This window comes from Cellulomonas flavigena DSM 20109 (genome assembly GCF_000092865.1).
Classification (GTDB): domain Bacteria; phylum Actinomycetota; class Actinomycetes; order Actinomycetales; family Cellulomonadaceae; genus Cellulomonas; species Cellulomonas flavigena.
On sequence record NC_014151.1, the window covers coordinates 3,881,032 to 3,898,743 of the forward strand.

Here is a 17,712-nt window from a genome sequence, read left to right on the forward strand (position 1 = left end):
CTCAGCCCTCGACGCGCAGCGGCAGCACGAGCCGCGTGACGTTCTGCTGCGGGTCACCGCCCGGGGACGGCTCGGTGACGTACTCCTCCCAGAACTCGCCGCGACCGTCCGCCCCGAGCCCGGCGCGGTCCTCCTCGACGAGGCCCCACGCCTCCGGGAGGCCGTCGTAGGGGCCCGTGTACGTGAGCGACAGCGCCGGGCCGCCGGGCACCTCGACGACCTCCACACCGTCGGACGACGCGCCGACCTCGGCGTCCACGGCGAACCCGGCGGTGAGGTCGACGGTGTCCGTCGGCATGCCGCGGTACAGGGCGACCGCAGGGCCGACGATCGGCCAGCCCTCCCGTGCCGCCGCCTGCGCGACGCGCGTGTACGCGGTGTCGAAGAACCCGACGAGGTCGGACATCGGGACGGTCGCGCGCACCGCCGCGAGGCGGAGCGTGGGCTCGTCGGTCCGGGTGGTGTGCATGTCGTCCCCTTGTCTCGTGGCGCCGTCGTCGACGTCGACGCTACCGACCCCGCGGGCGGCGTGAACTCATCGGGCGGCGCGGTCCGGGTGCATCGACGCGACCGGCGTGTGACGCATCACCCGGTGGCGTTGTCGCCGCGCGTCCCGCACCGTGGGGGCGTGACTCTCGTCGACCCCGTCCGCCGCTGGCGCGCCCGCTCCGGCGAGGCGCTGTTCCTGCGCGTCGCCGGGCCGCACGGGCACCGCAGCCGCGCCCGCATCCACGAGCGCCCCGGCCCGCGCTGGTTCGCGCCCGACGCCGCGATCCGCGTGGTGCACGCGGACGCGTCGATGTTCGTCGGGGGACTCCGCTCGCTGCTGCTGCAGTCGCTGCACCCGGCGGCGATGGCGGGCGTCGCGAGCCACTCGGACTTCCGCGAGGACCCGTGGGGGCGGCTGGCCGGCACGAGCACGTTCCTCGCGACCACGGTGTTCGGCACGGCCGACGACGCGCAGGCGGCGGTCGACGCGGTGCGGCACATCCACACGCGCGTGCGCGGCGTGACGCCCGACGGCATCGCGTACGCGGCGGACGACCCGGACCTGCTGCGGTGGGTGCACGTCACGGAGATCGAGAGCTTCCTCGTCGCACACACGCGCTACGGCGGGCACCGGCTGAGCCCGGCACGCGCGGACGAGTACGTGGCGCAGGCGGCGCGCGTGGGCCGGGCGCTCGGCGCCGTCGACGTCCCGGAGACGGTGGCGGGGCTGACGGCCGCGATCGAGGGGTACCGCCCGGTGCTGCGCGCGACGCCGGCAGCCGTCGACGCCGCGCGGTTCCTGCTGCACGAGCCGCCCGTGCCGTGGACGCTGCGTGCCGGGTACACCGCGCTCGCCGCCGCGGCCGTCGAGTCGCTGCCGGTGTGGGCCACCGACGAGCTCGGCCTGCGCCACCGCGGCCGCGCGGTCCGTGCCGTCCAGCGCGCCGCCGGCCACGGCGCGACGCGCACGATCCGGTGGCTGCTGGCGGGGCAGCCGGAGGGCTGAGGACGTCGGGAGCGTGCAGGGTTGCCGGCGTCCGGCGACGGTGACCCTGCACGCTTCACGGGCCGCGGGGTGCCGGTACGTGATGGCAACGCCGTTGCTCCCGCGCGTAAAGGGTTCAGGGCGTTGTCGCCGCATGGCAAACCTTTGCACAGTGGCGTCGACCCTGGGAGCAGTGCCGCTCACCCGTCGTCGACCTGTGAGCGGACCTGCGCCCCCACACCCACGCAAGGGAGGGACCCGGCGATGAGATCCCCGGTCCGCACGACCTCCAGACCCGCCCTGTCCAGACCCGCCCGGTCCAGACGCGCGCTGGTCGTCCTCACGTCGCTGGCGCTCGCCGCCGCCGTCGTCGTCGACGTCCCCCGCGCAGCCCCCGCACAGGCCGCCCCGTTCGTCGAGGCCGTCGAGAACGCCGGTGCCGACTGCACGTTCCCGTCGCTGCCGGCGACGACGTCGAACAGCCGCCTGCCCGATCCGTTCCGCCGGGCCGACGGCACCCGCATCACCACCAAGGCCGACTGGCGCTGCCAGCGCGAGCTCACCCGACGGCTCGCGTAGCGCACCGTGTACGGCGAGAAGCCGGGCAAGCCGTCCTCCGTCTCCGGGAGTGTCACCAGCTCCCGGATCACGGTGAACGTCGCGCACAACGGCCGCTCGACGTCGTTCTCGGCGAACGTCTCGCTGCCGAACCGCCCGGGGCCGCACCCCGCCGTCGTCGTCTACGGGGGCTTCGGCGCGGACACCGCGACCATCCGCGACGCGGGCGCGGCCGTGATCAGCTTCGACCCGTACGTCGTCGGCAAGGAGGGGACGGGCCGCGCGAACAAGCAGGGCGCGTTCTACGACATCTACGGGTCGAACAGCTCCACCGGCCTGCTCATGGCGTGGGCCTGGGGCGTCAGCCGCATCATCGACGTCATCGAGGCGTCGGGCGGCTCGATCCTCACGGCCGACGCGACGGGCGTCACCGGGTGCTCCCGATTCGGCAAGGGCGCGTTCGTCGCGGGCGTCTTCGACCAGCGCATCGCGCTGACCATGCCGATCGAGTCCGGCACCGCAGGGTTACCCATCCTGCGCGGCGTGCCCGGCGAGGGTGCGCAGTCGCTGAGCAGCGCGTACGGCGAGCAGCCGTGGTTCGGCGACGCGTTCGGCAGCTACACCGGCAACCCCGACGGGCTGCCGGTCGACATGCACCAGATGGTGGGGCTCATCGCGCCGCGCGGGCTGCTCGTCATGGACAACCCGCACATCGCGAACCTCGGGCCGCGCTCGGCGAGCGTCGCGGCGCTCGCCGGCGCCGAGGTCTACAAGGCGCTCGGGGCGGGCAGCAACATCACCTACTGGTCGGACGTCGCGGACGGCACGCACTGCGCGAACCGTGCGGAGTGGCGGGCACCGCTGCGGCAGAGCATCCAGGCGTTCCTGCTGGGGTCCGGCACACCGCCCGGCCAGATGCGGATCTCGAGCCGTGCCGCCGGGAACCTCTCGCAGTGGGTCGACTGGACGACGCCGACGCTCGTCGACGGCCCCGTCCCGACGCCGAGCGTGACGCCCACCGCGTCGCCGGCACCGTCGCCGGCACCGTCGCCGACGCCGTCGATCACGCCGACCCCGTCGCCGACACCCTCGCCCAGCGCCACCCCGACGCCCACCGCGACACCGCCGCCGCCGCCGAACCCGGGCGGCTGCACGGCCACGGTGTCGCTCAACCAGTGGAACGGCGGGTTCGTCGCGACGATCAAGGTCACCGCCGGGTCGTCGGGCCTCAGCGGCTGGACGACCACGGTCACCCTGCCGGGCGGGGCGGGCGTGTCCAACGCGTGGAACTCGGTCAACAGCGGGACGAGCGGGACGGTGCGGTTCACCAACGCCCCCTGGAACGGCACCGTCGGCGCCGGTCAGAGCACCGAGTTCGGGTTCCAGGGCACGGGCAGCGGGGAGGGCATGAGGACCACCTGCGCCTGAGCACGTACCCGGGGCTGCATCGACCTCTCACCCTGAGAGGTCGATCCAGCCCCGGCCTGTCACGCGTCGGCCGATGCGCGGGCCGCCAGCCAACCGGCGAGATGGTCCGGTCGGTCCGTGATGATCTCGTCGACGCCCAGGTCGACGGCCTGCGCCCAGTGGGACGGCTCGTTCAGCGTCCACACGGCGACCCGCAGGCCCGCGTCCTGCAGCCGTCGCACGAGCCCGGGGTCCTGGTACACGACGAGCCCGTGCGGGTTCGCCATGACGACGTCGAGCGACGCGCACGCGTCGAGCACGTCGTCGCCGGCCTCCGCGAGCAGCAGACCCCGCCGCATCCCGGGGTCGGCGGCACGCAGCGCCTCGACCGTCCCCGGCCAGAAGCTCTGCACGACCACCCGGGACGCCAGGCCGGCCGCGCGCAGCGGACCGGTGACCCGTGCCGCCTCCTCGGGTGTCCACTCACCCTTGACCTCGCACAGCAGGTCGACGGCGGGGTGGCGGAGCAGCAGCGCGATCACCTCGTCGAGCACCGGCACGCGCTGCCCGGCGTACGCGGGCGAGAGCCACGTACCGGCGTCGAGCTCGCGCACCTCCGCCAGCGTGGTGTCCTTCACCCAACCCGACCCCGACGTCGTCGCGTCGAGCGTGTCGTCGTGGATGACCACGACGTGCCCGTCGGACGTCAGCTGCACGTCGAGCTCGATCGAGTCGGCGCCCGCACGGGCGGCGGCCTCGAACGCGGCGAGGGTGTTCTGCGGCGCGACGGACGAGTTGCCCCGGTGCGCGACGACCCTGGTCACAGGTACGGCTCCACGTTCTCACGGTAGGCGACCTCGAGCTTCGGGGTGATGGCACGCCACGCCGCGGCCGGGTCCTCGCCGCGCAGGACGATCTGCTCGATGCCCTCGGTGAGCACCTGGTCGGCGCTCGGGACGAACACCCGGATCCAGTCCTGCGAGCGCGCCTTGGCACCGAGCTGGTCGACCGCGGTGCGGAACTGCGGGGTCGCCTCGTAGACCGCCGCCATCTCCGGGGACTCGACGGCCGACGTCCGCACGGGCATGTAGCCGGTGTTCTGCGAGAAGTACGCGGTCTGCTCGGTGTCGGTGAGGAACTGCAGGAACATCGCCGCGGCGAGCTGCTCCTCCGGGCTCTTCGACGCCGGGATCGCCAGGCCCGTGCCACCGGTCGGGCGGTCGGGCGCGTGGGGGGCGCGCCGCGTTGCACGACGGGCCGTGCCCGTCGCCGACCCCGAGGGTGGGGCCGGCCCGGGCACGAAACTAGGTGACCGCCACCGGACGAACCGGTCACGGGCCTCGCCGTTGCCGGACCGTTCCGCGAGTGTTCACGCAGGTCACGGCCGCGTCGAGGTCCGGTCACCGAGCATCGGACCCCCGTTCGCACCCCGGCTGCCCCGCCGCCGGGCATGCCTCTCGCCCTGCTCGACGCGCGCCCCGCGCGACGCTCACCTAGCGTGGCAAGCCTCTCCCCCTCGACCCGCATGGGAGCCTCACCGTGCCGACACCTCGCCATCGCGTCCTGATCGTCGGGGGCGGCAACGCCGGCATCTCGCTCGCGGCCAAGCTGCTGCGCGGCGGTTGCCCGGACGTCGCCCTCGTCGAGCCGAAGGACACCCACCACTACCGACCGCTGCTGTCGTACGTCGCCGGCGGCGCCGCGACGCTCGACGATCTCACGCGCCCGCAGGCCGACGTGGTGCCGCGAGGCGTCCACCTGTACGCGGACCGCGTGACGTCGGTCGACCCGCACTCGGCCGTCGTCCACCTCGCCGGTGGCGAGAAGGTCGCCTACGGCGACCTCGTGCTGTGCCCCGGCTCGGAGGTCGACTGGGACGCCGTGCCGGGGCTGGCCGAGGCCATGGCCACGCCGCACGCCTCGACGAGCTACCTGCCCGAGCACGCACCCGACGCGTGGCGGATGCTGTCCGGCCTCACCGCGGGCCGGGCCGTCTTCGCGATCTCCGACCGCCACGTGCCCTGCTCCCCGGTGGGCCTCAAGCCGCTGTTCCTCGCTGCCGACCACTGGCGGGCCGCGGGCGTCCTCGACGACCTCACGGTCGACCTCCTCGTCGAGGGGCCGCGCCTGGCCGGCACGGCCGACGCGGACCGGGAGCTGCGCGCCGCGGCCGAGGGTTACGGCGTCCGCATCCTCCCGGGCACGGCCCTGACCTCGGTCGACGCACCGGACCGCACGGTGCGCGTGCGCACGCCCGAGGGCACCACGACCATCCACTACGACGCGCTGTTCGTCGCCCCGCCGCACCGCGCCCCGGCCTGGGTCATGGCGGGCGGCCTGGACGGTGAGGGCACCGACGGGTTCGTCGACGTCGACCCGCTCACCCTGCAGCACCGCCGGTTCCCGCGCGTGTGGGCGCTGGGCGACGTCGCGACGGTCGACACGTCGCCGTCCGGCGGCGCACTGCGCAAGCAGGTGCCCGTGGTGGCGCACAACATCCCCGCGGCGCTCGTCGGCAAGCCGCTGCGGCACTACGACGGGTACACGGTCGCGCCCGTCACGACGTCCCGCAGCGAGCTGCTGCTCGCGGAGCACGCCCGCGACGGCCACCCGGAGCCGACGATCCCGTTCCCGGACCTGGGCCGTCCCCGCCGCTCGCTGTACTGGTTCGACCGCCACCTGGAGCCGCAGGTCTACTGGCACCGTCTGCTGCGCGGCAAGGTGTCCTGACCGGCGGCACCGCCCTGGGTCCGCGGGCCCGGGCTGCGGGGTGGACGGGGGTGGACGGGGGTCGGCTCGTCGGGGAACCTGGACGTGCCCGGCGTCGACGCCGGGCTCGTCACCCAGGGGGCCCAGGATGACCGCGACCGTCGACACCATCCCCGTCGTCCCGGGTGCGCCCGTGGTCGGCAGCGTCGCCGAGCTGGCGACCGACCCCGCCGCGTTCTTCGTGCGCTGCTACACCGAGCACGGTCCGGTGTTCCGGGTGCGGGCGCTGCGGCGGACGCTCACGGTGCTCGCCGGCCCGGAGCTCGCGCGGTGGATGGGCTCGCGCGAGGGCCGCGAGAGCCTGCGGTCGGCCGAGGTGTGGCAGGGGCTCGTGGACGAGTACGGCGCGACCCGCACGCTGACGGGCGTCGACGGGCCGGAGCACCGGAGGCTGCGTGAGGTGATGCGCCGCGGCTACTCGCGCGAGGCGCTCGACGGCCGGCTCGACGAGCTCGTCGCGATCACCGACGAGTGCCTCGACCGCGCCTGGCGGCCCGGCTCGTCGGTCCCCGTGGTCGAGGCGCTGCAGTTCCTCGTCACGAGCCAGCTCGGCACCGTGCTCACAGGGACGGTGCCGACGCAGTACGTGCGCGACATCCGCACGACGATCCTGTACATCCTCAACGCGCTGGTCACGCGGCAGCGCCCCGAGGTCATCCTGCGCAGCCCGGTCTACCGCCGCTCGCGTGCACGGGTGCAGGAGCTGGGCGAGGAGATGATCCGCGCGCACCGGGCCCGCGAGCCCCGGCCCGACGGACGCCGCACCCTCGTCGACGACATCATGGACGCGCACGACGCCGACCCGGACCTGCTCGCCGCGAACGACCTGGTGCTCGCGCTGACCGGGCCGTACGTCGCCGGGCTCGACACCGTGGCGAACACGCTCGGGTGCCTCGTCCACGCCGTCCTCGCGCACCCCGACGTGCTCGCGCGGATCCGCGCCGAGGCCGACGACGTGTTCGCGTCGGGCCCGCTCACCGAGGACTCCCTCGAACGTCTCACCGCGACGAACGGCGCCGTCATGGAGACCATGCGGCTCTACCCGATCGCTGTCGCCCAGCCGCGCGTCGCGAACCGCGACTTCACGTACGAGGGGCACGTGATCCGCGAGGGCGAGCCCGTGTACTGCGCCATCACCGTGCCGCACTTCCTTCCGGAGATGTTCCCCGACCCGCTGCGGTTCGACGTCGACCGGTACACCCCCGAGCGCCGCGAGCACGCGACCCCGGGTGCCTACGCGCCGTTCGGCAAGGGTCCGCACACGTGCCTGGGCAAGGGCATCGCGGACGTCCTCATGACGCTGACGGCGGCACGGCTGTTCCACCGGCTGGACCTCGCGCTCGGCCCGCGCGACGCGACACTGCGCCGACGTGCGGCTCCCACGCCCGGACCGGTCGCGAGCTTCCGCGTGCGGGTCACCAGGGAGCGTCGCCCCCGCTGACGGAAGCGTGCTCCGCACCTGTCACGAGCGGAACCGGACCTCGCGCAGCGTGACGGTCCCGAGCTCCGAGCCGTCGCGACGGCCACAGGCCGCCGGTCGCTACCACGGCGACCGCGTGCACGACGACGTCGAGGCGCCCGCGCCGGCGATCGACGTGACGGTGCCCGAGCACCCGACCGGCCGACGCCGCGACCGCCCACCGGGCCGCCCACCCCGGCCGGACGCCTGACCCGCCGCCGAAGCGTGAAGCGTTGCTGCCGGATTCCGGCAACAACGCTTCACGCTTCTCCAGTTCGCGACCGGAACCGTCAGGCGAACGCCTCGGGCAGCGCCGCGCGGACCTTGGCGGGCGTGTCCTCCCAGCCCTCGACGGCGATGCACGGGACGCCCGTGGAGATGACGGGGTAGTCGTTGCCACCCTCGTCGAGGCGGTCGCCGAAGAACACGGCCTGCGCGGGCTCCAGGCCGAGGCGCGCGAGGAGGCGGTTGACGCCGTACGCCTTGTCGATGCCCTTGCGGGTGATGTCGACGGACGTCGAGCCGCCGGAGCGGACCTCGAGGTCGGGCAGCTGCTCGGCGACGGCCGCGCGCAGCTTCTCCTTCTTGGCGCCGTCGGGGTCCCACGCGGCCTTGGCGTCGACGGGCGCCTCCTGGCCCAGCGCGGAGAACGTCACCTGGCTGCCGCGCAGCTCGATGCGGTCACCCCACGTGCTCTCCTCCCACAGGCCGAGCTCGCGGGCGGACGTCTCGACAGCAGCGGCGGCGCGCGCGGACTCGTCGTCCGTCAGCGGCTCGCTGTAGACCTCGGACCACGCGGCGCCGTCGTGCACGAGGTAGCGGGTGCCGCACGTCGGCAGGACGTGGATCCGCGCGAGCGCGGCGGCGTCGTCGACCGACGAGAGGAGCTGGGCGTCGAACTGCTCGAACCGGCCGCCGGAGATGATGCCGACCTGCGCGACGCGCGTGAGCGCGACGATCATGTCGACGATCTCGGGGTGGACCTTGCTCTTCGACGGGGCGAGGGTGTCGTCCAGGTCGAACAGCGCGAGCTCGTACGTCATCGATCCTCCGTGGTGCGGGCGGCGGCCACCGGAGGTGGACCCGCGCGGGGCGCCGCCGCGGGTGGCGCGGGGCGACGGGTGGCGGGGCAGAACGCCCCGTGACCGGCCCACGGTACCGGTGCGGCCCGTCGGCGGGCGAACGGGTGCCCGCGGACGGGCGACCCTGCCGGGTGAACCCGTCATCGTCCTCCACAGGGCCCCCGCGGCGGCACCCCGCGGTCCGGTACGTTGACGCACCGGTCCCCCGCGCCCCGGCGCACCGCACGACGAGGAGGCACGCGACACCGTGCACCGCAACCACGTGTACGTGTTCGACGTCGCCACGGCCGACCCGGCGGCGCTCGACGACCTCGACGCGGTCCGCGGGGCGCTCACCGCGCTCGCGGACGACGCCGGGCTGCACCCCGTCGGCGCCGAGGCCGTCCACCGCTTCGCGCCGCAGGGCCTGAGCCTGGCGGTGCTGCTCGCGGAGTCGCACGTCGCGGTGCACACGTGGCCCGAGCTCGGCACGGCGTACGTCACGCTGACGACGTGCCGGCGCCCCGGCAGCGGGTTCGTCGAGCGCACGCGCACGGCGCTCGCCCGCGCGTGGGGCGGCGAGGTCGTGGCGCGGACGGTGGCGGACGCATGACGCGGCCCAAGGCCCGCATGAAGCTGGGCACGCACCTGATCGGCTCGCCGCCGTGGCGGTCCCTCCCGCACGGCGTCGTGGTCTACGGCGAGTGGGACCCGAAGGACCGCACCACGTACTACTGGGAGGAGTGGGAGCTCCTCGGGTACGAGAACACGGACTTCTGGGTGGAGTACGACCACTACACCCGCAAGGTCACGCTGTACCGGCCGGTCGAGGTGCACGAGCACCTGGACCCGACGCAGCTGCGCGAGGGGCAGCAGCTCGTGGTGACGATCGCCGGGCAGCAGCACCCCATCACGGTGGGCGAGGTCGGCGTCGGGACGATCAAGCACCTCGACGGCGCGTTCACGTACGACCTGCAGAAAGGCCAGGAGGTCGCGTACGCGGAGGTCCACGGGAACGGGTTCACGCTGTCGGTCGAGAAGTTCGACGAGCGCGTCCTCGACGTCTACCAGGGCACCGTCCTGGACACCGCGGGCCAGAAGGCGCACTTCGGCAAGCGGGTGGCGCCCTCGCACGTCCGCCCCACGGCGGTCCTGGTGGTGATCGGCGTGCTCGCCGCCGCACTGGTCAACGTGGTGGACGCGTCCGGCAGCGAGGAGTGCACGCCCCGGACCGTCGTGGCCGCGGACGGCACGACGACGACCGAGCAGGACTGCCGGCGGCGGTCCGTGTTCGGCACCGGCGGCGGCGGCCTCGGCAAGTGACACCCGGCCGCACGAGACCTGACCGCCACAGACCCGGCCCGACCGCGGCCACCCCCCGACCCCGTACGACGACCGAGGAGAACCACCCGTGCTGAACGACGTCCTCTCGACCCTCCTGTACTCGGTGATCGGCATCGTCCTGCTGCTGCTGACGATCCTCCTGGTGAACAAGCTGTTCCGCCTCAACCTGCACCACGAGCTGGTGGAGGAGCACAACGTCGCGTTCGGCATCCTCCTCGCCGGGGTGGCCGTCGCGATCGGCATCATCATCGCGGGCGTCATCGGCTCCTGACACCCGTGACCGCCGAGGTGCTCGAGCCGCCCGCGGCCCCGCCGGCGGGCGGGCGCCGCATGGACCGGCCCACGGTCTTCGCCGCCGCGCTGCTGGTCGCGGTCGGCGGGATCGTCTACGAGCTCATCCTCGGCACCGCGGCGTCCTACCTGGTCGGGGACTCGGTCGTCGCGTTCTCGGTGGCGACCGGTGTGACGCTGTTCGGCATGGGCCTGGGCTCGCTGCTCGCGCCGCACCTGCCGGGGCCGTCGGGCATCGCGTTCGTCCGCAACGAGCTCGCGCTGGGGCTCGTCGGCGGGTCGTCGGTGCTCGTGCTGTTCTGGGCGTACGGGTCGACGACGCTCTACTGGCCGGTGTTCGTGCTGCTGTCGTTGGCGATCGGCACGGGCATCGGCGTGGAGATCCCGCTGCTGATGGCGCTGCTGCGCGAGCACGGGCGCGACGGCTCGGTGCGGCTGCTGTCGCGCGTGCTGGCCCTGGACTACCTGGGCGCGCTGCTGGCGTCCCTGCTCTTCCCGTTCGTGCTGCTGCCGACGCTCGGCCTGGTGCGCACGGCGCTCGCCGTCGCGATCCTCAACGTGGGGGTCGCGCTGTTCATGCTCGCGCGCATGGGCCACCGGCCGCGGTGGACGTGGGCGACGTCGTCGGCGCTGGTGGTGCTGCTCGCGGTGTTCGTGGTCTCGTCGGGCGTCGAGGCGGCGCTCAGCACGCGGCTGTACGAGGACCCCGTGGTGGCGGCCACGACGTCGAGGTACCAGAAGATCGTCGTCACGGACTACCAGGGCGACGTGCGGCTGTACCTCAACGACCAGCTCCAGTTCTCGTCGAGCGACGAGGCCCGGTACCACGAGACCCTCGCGCACACGGCCCTGACGTCGGTCGCGGCCCCCGCGTCGGTCGCGATCCTCGGCGGCGGTGACGGCCTGCTGGCGCGCGAGGTGCTGCGGTACCCGTCGGTGCGCGACGTCGTCGTGGTGGACCTCGACCCGGCCGTGACGGACCTGGCACGGACCAACCGCCTGGTGCGGGACCTCAACGAGGGCGCGCTGGACGACCCGCGCGTCACGGTGGTCAACGCGGACGCGTTCGCGTGGGTGCGGGGCACGGACCAGACGTTCGACGCGGTGCTCGTCGACCTCGTCGACCCGTCCAACGAGCGCGTCGCCAAGCTCTACTCGCAGGAGTTCTACCAGGCGGTCGCGGCCCACCTGCGGCCCGGCGGCGTGATGTCCACGCAGGCGACGTCGACGTTCTTCACGCCCCGCGCCTTCTGGCAGGTGGTGGCGACGATGGAGGCGGGCGACCCGACGCGCACGGTGGTGCCGCTGGGCGTCAACGTGCCGTCGTTCGGGGAGTGGGGGTTCGCCCTGAGCCTGCCCGGTGACGGCGACGCGCTGCTGACGTCCACCCCGCCGCCGGACGGCCTGCGCTTCCACGACGCGGCCTCGCTGGCCGCGACGACGCGGCTGCCCGGTGACCTGCCGCCCCGCGGCGCCGCGCCGTCGACGCTGCTCTCCCCGCGCGTGCACACCACGTACCAGCGGGACATGGAGGGCTGGCGGTACTGACGCAGCGCGTTGGGCCTGTCGCACGTCGGGCCGCCGGCGCACGAGGCGCCGGCGGCCCGACCGGACGGGCTCAGGCGCCCATGCTGCAGAGGCGGCGCTCCTGCGCCACGTCGACGACGCCGCCCCACGTCCGCACGCCGCTGATGGCACCGGACCACGGCGAGGCGCCGTCCTGCGCTCCTCCGAGGCGGAAGGGCCCGGTCGAGGCCACGCCCGCGGCGGCGCTGGCGGTCGCCCCCTCCACCGGCACCTGGTCACCCGGCTCGTCGACGGTGCCGAAGCTGCAGGCGTCGAGCCGGACCGTGCCCTGCGCCGCGTCGCGCACCGCGAAGAGGGCGACCCACGCTCCGGGGACGACGGGCACCGTCGAGGTGACGGTCGTGCCCCCGGCGCCGTCAGCACCCGCGACGCTGAGCGACCAGCAGAGGTCGACCCCGTCCTCGCACGCCACGGTGCCGGTGCCCAGCCGGAAGGCGTCGGTCCCCTCGCCGTCCTGGCTGACAACCGTTCCGGGCGCGCTGCCGTCGGCGCGCACGAACGCGGCCACCGACCAGCTGCCGGTGGTGTCGAGCAGCGGTGCCGCGGTGGCCGCGCCGTCGTCGGCCTCGTCGAGCAGCAGCGCGCCGTCCGTCATCGCGGCCAGCTCCTCCTGCAGCCCGGCCGTCCACGTGGTCGACGGGGAGAGGGTCAGCACCTGCCCGCCGGTGGCGTCCGTGGCGGTGGTGCCGGCGCCCTCGTCGAGAGTCCACCGGGCGTTGCCCGTGGGGCTCGACGAGGCCGAGGCGACGGTGAACCGGTAGAAGCGCTCCGGCCCGACGTTGCCCGCCGCGTCGACCGCCTGGACGGAGAGCCCGTGCGGTCCCGCGGTGGTCGGCGTCCACGTCACGGTGGCGGCCGTGGCGCCGGGCTCGAGGTCCACGCGGGCCGGGCCGCCGTCGAACGCGTAGAGGAAGCCCACCACGTCGTCCGTGCCGGGCGCCTCCAGCAGGAACGCGCCGGCGACGCCGACCCCGCCGCTGACGGCGTCCTCGGCGTAGACGGCACCCGCGCCGGGCACGGCCGTGACCTGCGACGGGCCGGGTGCCGTGGCGTCGACGGCGACCCGGCAGCGGACCTCCGGGCTCTTCCTCCCCGCGGCGTCCCGCCCCTGCACGCTCCACTCGTACGTGCGGCCGTCCCGCAGCACGCCCTCCGGCACGGTCACGGCGTGCGAGACGCCGGACCCCTGCGGCGCGGTGGTGGCCGACCACAGCGGTCGCTTCGTCCGCCCGTCCCGCACCTGGAAGACCGCCTCGAGGACGCCCCCGTCGACGTCGGAGAGCACCGCGCGCAGCGTGGGCGTCGTCGAGCGCAGCGGCGTGGGGGCCGACGTCGAGCAGTCCGTCCACGGGTTCGACGTGCCCACGTCCACGGGGCGGTCGGGAGCGTGGTTCACGGGGCGCGGCGGCGGGCCGACGGGCCGGCCGTGCGCGGGCGGAGCGGCGGGGCGCCCGTGCGCGTACGCCGTGCCCGGGACCAGCGCGACGGCGCCGGCCACGAGGGCGACGACCACGGCCCGGGCAGTGGGGCGTGGGCGGGGCAGGGACGGGACGGGCACGGGCACCTCCGACGTGACGGCAGCCCGGCACGTCCGGACGCGGGGGCGAACATACCGGGCGGGTCCGACAGCGCGGGCGGGAACGGGCGTCGCTGCCGTCGCCGGCGCGGCACGGGCCGGCCGGGCGGTGACGGGTGCGGTAACCCGTCAGACAGCTGCGGCCGCGCGCGCGGAGCGCAGCGCCGACCCCCACCACACGAGCTGCTCGATCATCGCCTTCGCGGACGCCTCCGCGCGCTCGCCGTCGAGCGTGCCGTCCTCGCCGATGAGCTCCCACACGTTGGGCAGCACGACCTGGTCGCGCACGGAGTGGACGTGGCACTCGGTGAACACCGGCCGCAGCTGCTCGACCGCGCGGGTGCCGCCGGCGGCACCGCCGTACGACGCGAACCCGACGGTCTTGCCGCGCCACTCGCCCTGCACGGAGTCGATCGCGGTCTTGAGGTAGCCCGGGTAGCCGTGGTTGTACTCGGGGGTGACGACGACGACCGCGTCGGCCGCCCCGACGCGCGCGCGCCACGCCTCGGTGTCGCCCGAGCCGTCGAGGGACGCGGGCAGGTCGACGTCGAGCAGGTCGACGACGTCGACGTCGAGCCCGCCGTGCTCGACCAGGCGGTCGCGCACCCACGACGCGACGACAGGTCCGATGCGGCCGTCGCGGACGCTGCCGACGACGAGGAGGACGCGGAGGTCGGGCGCGGCGGTGCTGGTCATGATGGGCTCCCCTGCAGGACTGTCGGTGGTGGCCGACACGATGGGCGGCGTGAACGACGGACTTTTACTTTCCGTCGCAAGCGATCCTCACGAACTGTCACTTACCGTGTCAAGTAAGGTGGTCACATGGTGGACGAGCCGCAGTGGCTGACGCGCGACGAGACTCTCGCGTGGATCGCGCTGTGCGGCCTGTTCACGCACCTGCCGCACGTGCTCGACCGCCAGCTCCAGCGCGACGCCGGCATCTCCCTCGCCGACTACCAGGTGCTCGCGTGGCTCTCCATGGCCCCCGACCGCACCCGCCGCATGCGTGACCTCGCCGCCCGCGCCGACGTCACGCTCTCCCACCTGTCCCGCATCGTCGCGCGCCTCGAGGACCGCGGCTGGGTGCGTCGCCGCCCCGAGCCCACCGACGGCCGCACCACGCTCGCGACGCTCACCGACGCCGGCTGGGCCAAGGTCGTCGCCACCGCACCCTGCCACGTCACCGAGGTCCGCCGCCGCGTCTTCGACGGGCTCACCCCGGAGCAGGTCGCGGCGCTCGACGAGGTCTCCCGGCACATCACCACCGCGTGCGACGTCGCGCTCCCGGACATCGACACCGGGGAGCCCCGCAGGTGAACGGCACCGTGCGGGCCGACGACGGCACCCTCCTCGCCTACCGCGTGCTCGGCGACGGCCCTGCGCTGCTCTGCCTGCCCGGCGGCCCGATGCAGGACGCCGACTACCTCGGCGACCTCGGCGGCCTGTCCGCCCATCGGCGGCTCGTCCTGCTCGACCCGCGCGGCACCGGGCGCTCCGGCACGCCCGCCGACCCGACGTCCTACCGCTGCGACCGGCTCGTCGGCGACGTCGAGCGTGTCCGCGAGCACCTCGGGCTCGAGCGCGTCGACGTGCTCGCGCACAGCGCCGGGGCGAACCTCGCTGCGCTCCACGCCGCCGCACACCCCGACCGCGTGGGCCGCCTCGTGCTCGTGACCCCCAGCGTGCTCGCGCTCGGCATCGACGTGCCCGACGACGTGCGACGCGACCTCGCCCGGTCCCGGCGCGACGAGCCGTGGTTCGCTGACGCGTCGCCCGCGCTCGAGGCCGCCATGGCCGGCGAGGGCGACCCCGGCACCGCCGACCGCATCGCGCCGTTCCTCGCGGGGCGCTGGGACGACGCCGCCCGCGCGCACCACGCCGCCCAGCGCGGGCGACGCAACGACGAGGCGGCCGCCGCGTACGGCGGGGCGGGTGTCTTCGACGTCGACCGCACCCGCGCCGCGGTGCGCGCCCTGCCCGCACCCGTGCTCGCGCTCGCGGGCGGGGTGGACGTGGCCGCGCCCCCCGCAGCGGTGGCGGAGGTCGCCGAGGCCTACGGCCGGGGGCGGCTCGTCGTGCAGCCGGGCGCCGGCCACGCGCCGTGGCTGGACGACCCGACGGCGTTCGTCTGCGCGGTCGAGGGCTTCCTCGCGACGCCCTGAGACCCGCGCGGGCCGGCGGCCGGGCGCGCCCCCATCCCGCACCCGTGAGACGTCGGTCCGGCCCCACCGCACCCGTCCCGGCGTGCCTCAGGACTGGAACGCCACCGCGTCGGGCCAGCTCCCGGAGCCGCGGAACGTCCGCACGGCCTTGCCCAGCACGCGCAGCGCCGCCGCAGGCCGCGCCTCGCTCCCGTCGACGTACCAGGCGTCAGGGGCGGCGACGGGAATGACCAGCACGCCCGCGGGCGAGGTCGGCTCGACCCCGAACGTGTAGCTCACGCTCGCCTCGTCCTCACGGACCTTCCGCCCGTACGCCACCGCACCCATCAGGTACCCCGCTCGAGTCGAACCGCGCCGTCCCAGTCTGCCACCGACGTCACGCGCGGGTGGGCCTCCTCGCGGCTCGCCCCGGGTGCGCGTCCGTGTACCGGACCCGCCGCGATCTCGTGCTGCAGCAACAGACGGTCGGTCGGTGTCCCCTGACCGTCCCGCAGCGGCAAGCGGCTGAAGCCACGCGTCCGTCCGACAGAAGGTCGACGGACCGACGAAGCCCGTCGGGCCGACCCCGCGAGCATCCCGGGGGAGAACGCCTCTCCGACGACGGGGCCGCCACCTCCGGGGCCTCCGGGGGAAACGCGGTCGTACGACGGGACCGCGCACGGTGGCCCGGGACAGGAGGACGGACATGGGCCAGGCACGAACGAGGTGGAGCGCCGTGACCGCGGTCGCGGCAGCGGTCACGGGGCTGCTCACCGGGTGCGCGGCACCCGCGCACCCGGAACCGCCTGGCGGTGGCGTCGAGGCGTCCTGGGGCGAGGACTGCGAGGAGATCGTGCAGGCGCCGGTCGCCGCGGGCACGTCCGTGCTGACGGTCGTCGCGGACGGCACCGCCAGCGGGCGCGGCCTCACGGCCGCCCCCGGTGTGGGCGAGCTCCTCGCGGCGGCGCAGGCCGACGGTCTGGCGCTGGTCGTCGTCGGGGTCGACGGCCCCGGGGTGCCGCCGCCCGTCGTGGGACCCGTCAGCCTCGACCCCTACCCGGGCTCCGACTCGGTCGTGGCCGGGCGGGCACGGGAGATCGCGCTCCGGTGCGGCGCTGCGCTGCTGCACCGCCCGGAGGTGGCGCCCACGACGCCGGGGTCGGACGTGCTCGCGGCCGTCACCACCGCCGTGCGTCAGCAGCCCGCGGCGATGGGGATCCTCTCCGACGGCGTCGCGAGCGACAGCGTGCTCGACCCCGCAGTCGTCGGCTGGGAGCCCGACACGCAGGCGGTCGTCTCCCAGCTGCTGGCGACGGGCGCGGACCTGCCTGCGGAGGCGACGCCGGTGACGTGGATCGGCCTCGGGGAGACCACGACCGTCCTGCCCAGCGAGGCGCGCGCCGGGCTGGGCAGGCTGTGGACGGCGGTGCTGGGGGCGCGCGGCGCCCCGGTCACCGTCGACACGCGGACCGGCTCCACGACGACGCGCGACGTCGGGTCGCTCCCGGAGGACGTGGTGGCGCCGCCTCAGGCGACCGTCGTGGAGACGAGCACCCGGTCGGTCTGCGTCCTCCTGCCGTCGGTGCTGCTCTTCGGCCCGGAGGAGACCGAGCTCTCGTCGACCGAGCCGCTGCGGGGGGTGGTCGCCCGCGCCACCGAGGAACCGGCGTGGGTGGTCCGCGTGGAGGGCCACACCGCGGACTTCGGCACCCCGGAAGGGCGGGCCCGGGTCTCGCAGGACCGGGCGGACGCGGTCGCGGCCGCGCTCCGCTCCCAGGGCGTGACCAACGAGGTCGTCGCCGTGGGTCGCGGTGCCGACCGGCCGCGCGCGGACGAGTGGCCGGCAGGTCCGCGCGGCCCGCACGACACCGCCGCGGCGGACGTCAACCGGCGCGTGGAGATCCGTCTCGGCGACAGCGACGTCGTCGACGGCGTCCCCTGCTGACCCGCCCGGCCGTCCCGCCGTGACTCGGGCGTGCCCCGCCCGGGGGAAACGCACGACCTACGAGTGGTGTCCCCACCCGGAGAAGACGCAGGACCGACGA

At 74.9% G+C, this 17,712-nt stretch carries 19 protein-coding genes; 12 read left to right on the forward strand and 7 right to left on the reverse strand.

Translation table 11 applies throughout. The features are described from left to right. Position 1: 1 nt before the first annotated feature. Complete coding sequence (locus CFLA_RS17580; protein WP_013118694.1) at positions 2–469, reverse strand: GyrI-like domain-containing protein; 468 nt, start codon at positions 467–469, stop codon at positions 2–4. 159 nt (positions 470–628) lie between these two features. Between CFLA_RS17580 and CFLA_RS17585 the strand changes: the two genes are divergently transcribed. From CFLA_RS17585 to CFLA_RS20215, 3 genes are all read left to right on the forward strand, one after another. Next, the gene (locus tag CFLA_RS17585) at positions 629–1,495 is read left to right on the forward strand and encodes an oxygenase MpaB family protein (RefSeq protein WP_013118695.1); all 867 of its coding nucleotides are present in this window, start codon (positions 629–631) and stop codon (positions 1,493–1,495) included. A gap of 243 nt (positions 1,496–1,738) precedes the next feature. Then, positions 1,739–2,053 (forward strand): hypothetical protein, encoded by a 315-nt coding sequence (locus CFLA_RS20210; protein ID WP_148234417.1) that lies wholly within the window; start codon positions 1,739–1,741, stop codon positions 2,051–2,053. Positions 2,054–2,059: 6 nt separating this feature from the next. Then, on the forward strand, positions 2,060–3,460 hold the full coding sequence (locus CFLA_RS20215; protein ID WP_222836766.1) for a glucuronyl esterase domain-containing protein: 1,401 nt from the start codon (positions 2,060–2,062) through the stop codon (positions 3,458–3,460). A gap of 59 nt (positions 3,461–3,519) precedes the next feature. Here the strand turns inward: CFLA_RS20215 and CFLA_RS17595 are convergent, their stop codons facing one another. Next, complete coding sequence (locus CFLA_RS17595) at positions 3,520–4,263, reverse strand: glycerophosphodiester phosphodiesterase (protein ID WP_013118696.1); 744 nt, start codon at positions 4,261–4,263, stop codon at positions 3,520–3,522. Further along, on the reverse strand, positions 4,260–4,739 hold the full coding sequence (locus CFLA_RS17600; protein WP_052302755.1) for an extracellular solute-binding protein: 480 nt from the start codon (positions 4,737–4,739) through the stop codon (positions 4,260–4,262). Before CFLA_RS17600 ends, CFLA_RS17595 begins: the two co-directional genes overlap by 4 nt. A gap of 239 nt (positions 4,740–4,978) precedes the next feature. Here CFLA_RS17600 and CFLA_RS17605 point away from each other — a divergent pair, with 239 nt between their 5' ends. Next, positions 4,979–6,169, forward strand: a complete 1,191-nt coding sequence (locus CFLA_RS17605; RefSeq protein WP_013118697.1) for an NAD(P)/FAD-dependent oxidoreductase — start codon at positions 4,979–4,981, stop codon at positions 6,167–6,169. Positions 6,170–6,296: 127 nt separating this feature from the next. Continuing rightward, positions 6,297–7,649: a cytochrome P450 gene (locus tag CFLA_RS17610; RefSeq protein ID WP_013118698.1), complete on the forward strand. Its 1,353-nt coding sequence runs from the start codon at positions 6,297–6,299 to the stop codon at positions 7,647–7,649. 308 nt (positions 7,650–7,957) lie between these two features. Here CFLA_RS17610 and CFLA_RS17620 read toward each other — a convergent pair whose 3' ends face one another. Next, a complete protein-coding gene (locus tag CFLA_RS17620; RefSeq protein ID WP_013118699.1) occupies positions 7,958–8,710 on the reverse strand; it encodes an HAD-IIB family hydrolase in 753 nt (250 codons plus the stop codon). Positions 8,711–8,996: 286 nt separating this feature from the next. Between CFLA_RS17620 and speD the strand changes: the two genes are divergently transcribed. The 4 genes from speD to CFLA_RS17640 all read left to right on the forward strand — a co-directional run bounded on the left by speD (position 8,997) and on the right by CFLA_RS17640 (position 11,911). Next, complete coding sequence (gene speD, locus CFLA_RS17625; protein WP_013118700.1) at positions 8,997–9,341, forward strand: S-adenosylmethionine decarboxylase; 345 nt, start codon at positions 8,997–8,999, stop codon at positions 9,339–9,341. After that, entirely contained in the window at positions 9,338–10,051 is a 714-nt protein-coding gene (locus CFLA_RS17630; protein ID WP_013118701.1) for a hypothetical protein, read from the forward strand. Before speD ends, CFLA_RS17630 begins: the two co-directional genes overlap by 4 nt. Before the next feature lie 88 nt (positions 10,052–10,139). After that, a complete protein-coding gene (locus CFLA_RS17635) occupies positions 10,140–10,343 on the forward strand; it encodes a DUF350 domain-containing protein (protein ID WP_013118702.1) in 204 nt (67 codons plus the stop codon). Positions 10,344–10,348: 5 nt separating this feature from the next. Continuing rightward, positions 10,349–11,911 carry a polyamine aminopropyltransferase gene (locus CFLA_RS17640; protein WP_013118703.1) on the forward strand — a complete coding sequence of 521 codons (1,563 nt, stop codon included), beginning with the start codon at positions 10,349–10,351 and terminating at the stop codon, positions 11,909–11,911. Positions 11,912–11,981: 70 nt separating this feature from the next. Here CFLA_RS17640 and CFLA_RS17645 read toward each other — a convergent pair whose 3' ends face one another. Together CFLA_RS17645 and CFLA_RS17650 are read right to left on the reverse strand one after the other, a co-directional pair. Then, positions 11,982–13,508 (reverse strand): LamG-like jellyroll fold domain-containing protein, encoded by a 1,527-nt coding sequence (locus tag CFLA_RS17645; RefSeq protein ID WP_013118704.1) that lies wholly within the window; start codon positions 13,506–13,508, stop codon positions 11,982–11,984. 147 nt (positions 13,509–13,655) lie between these two features. Then, positions 13,656–14,222 carry an NADPH-dependent FMN reductase gene (locus CFLA_RS17650; protein WP_013118705.1) on the reverse strand — a complete coding sequence of 189 codons (567 nt, stop codon included), beginning with the start codon at positions 14,220–14,222 and terminating at the stop codon, positions 13,656–13,658. A 126-nt stretch (positions 14,223–14,348) separates the two neighbouring features. Between CFLA_RS17650 and CFLA_RS17655 the strand changes: the two genes are divergently transcribed. Together CFLA_RS17655 and CFLA_RS17660 are read left to right on the forward strand one after the other, a co-directional pair. Beyond that, a complete protein-coding gene (locus tag CFLA_RS17655) occupies positions 14,349–14,843 on the forward strand; it encodes a MarR family winged helix-turn-helix transcriptional regulator (RefSeq protein WP_013118706.1) in 495 nt (164 codons plus the stop codon). After that, positions 14,840–15,688, forward strand: a complete 849-nt coding sequence (locus CFLA_RS17660; RefSeq protein WP_013118707.1) for an alpha/beta fold hydrolase — start codon at positions 14,840–14,842, stop codon at positions 15,686–15,688. The genes CFLA_RS17655 and CFLA_RS17660 overlap by 4 nt, the downstream gene beginning before the upstream one ends. Before the next feature lie 87 nt (positions 15,689–15,775). On the opposite strand, the gene CFLA_RS17665 is transcribed toward CFLA_RS17660, so the two are convergent. After that, the gene (locus CFLA_RS17665) at positions 15,776–15,967 is read right to left on the reverse strand and encodes a hypothetical protein (protein ID WP_148234418.1); all 192 of its coding nucleotides are present in this window, start codon (positions 15,965–15,967) and stop codon (positions 15,776–15,778) included. A 436-nt stretch (positions 15,968–16,403) separates the two neighbouring features. Here CFLA_RS17665 and CFLA_RS19265 point away from each other — a divergent pair, with 436 nt between their 5' ends. Further along, positions 16,404–17,612: an OmpA family protein gene (locus tag CFLA_RS19265; RefSeq protein WP_052302756.1), complete on the forward strand. Its 1,209-nt coding sequence runs from the start codon at positions 16,404–16,406 to the stop codon at positions 17,610–17,612. The last annotated feature ends 100 nt before the right edge of the window (positions 17,613–17,712 follow it).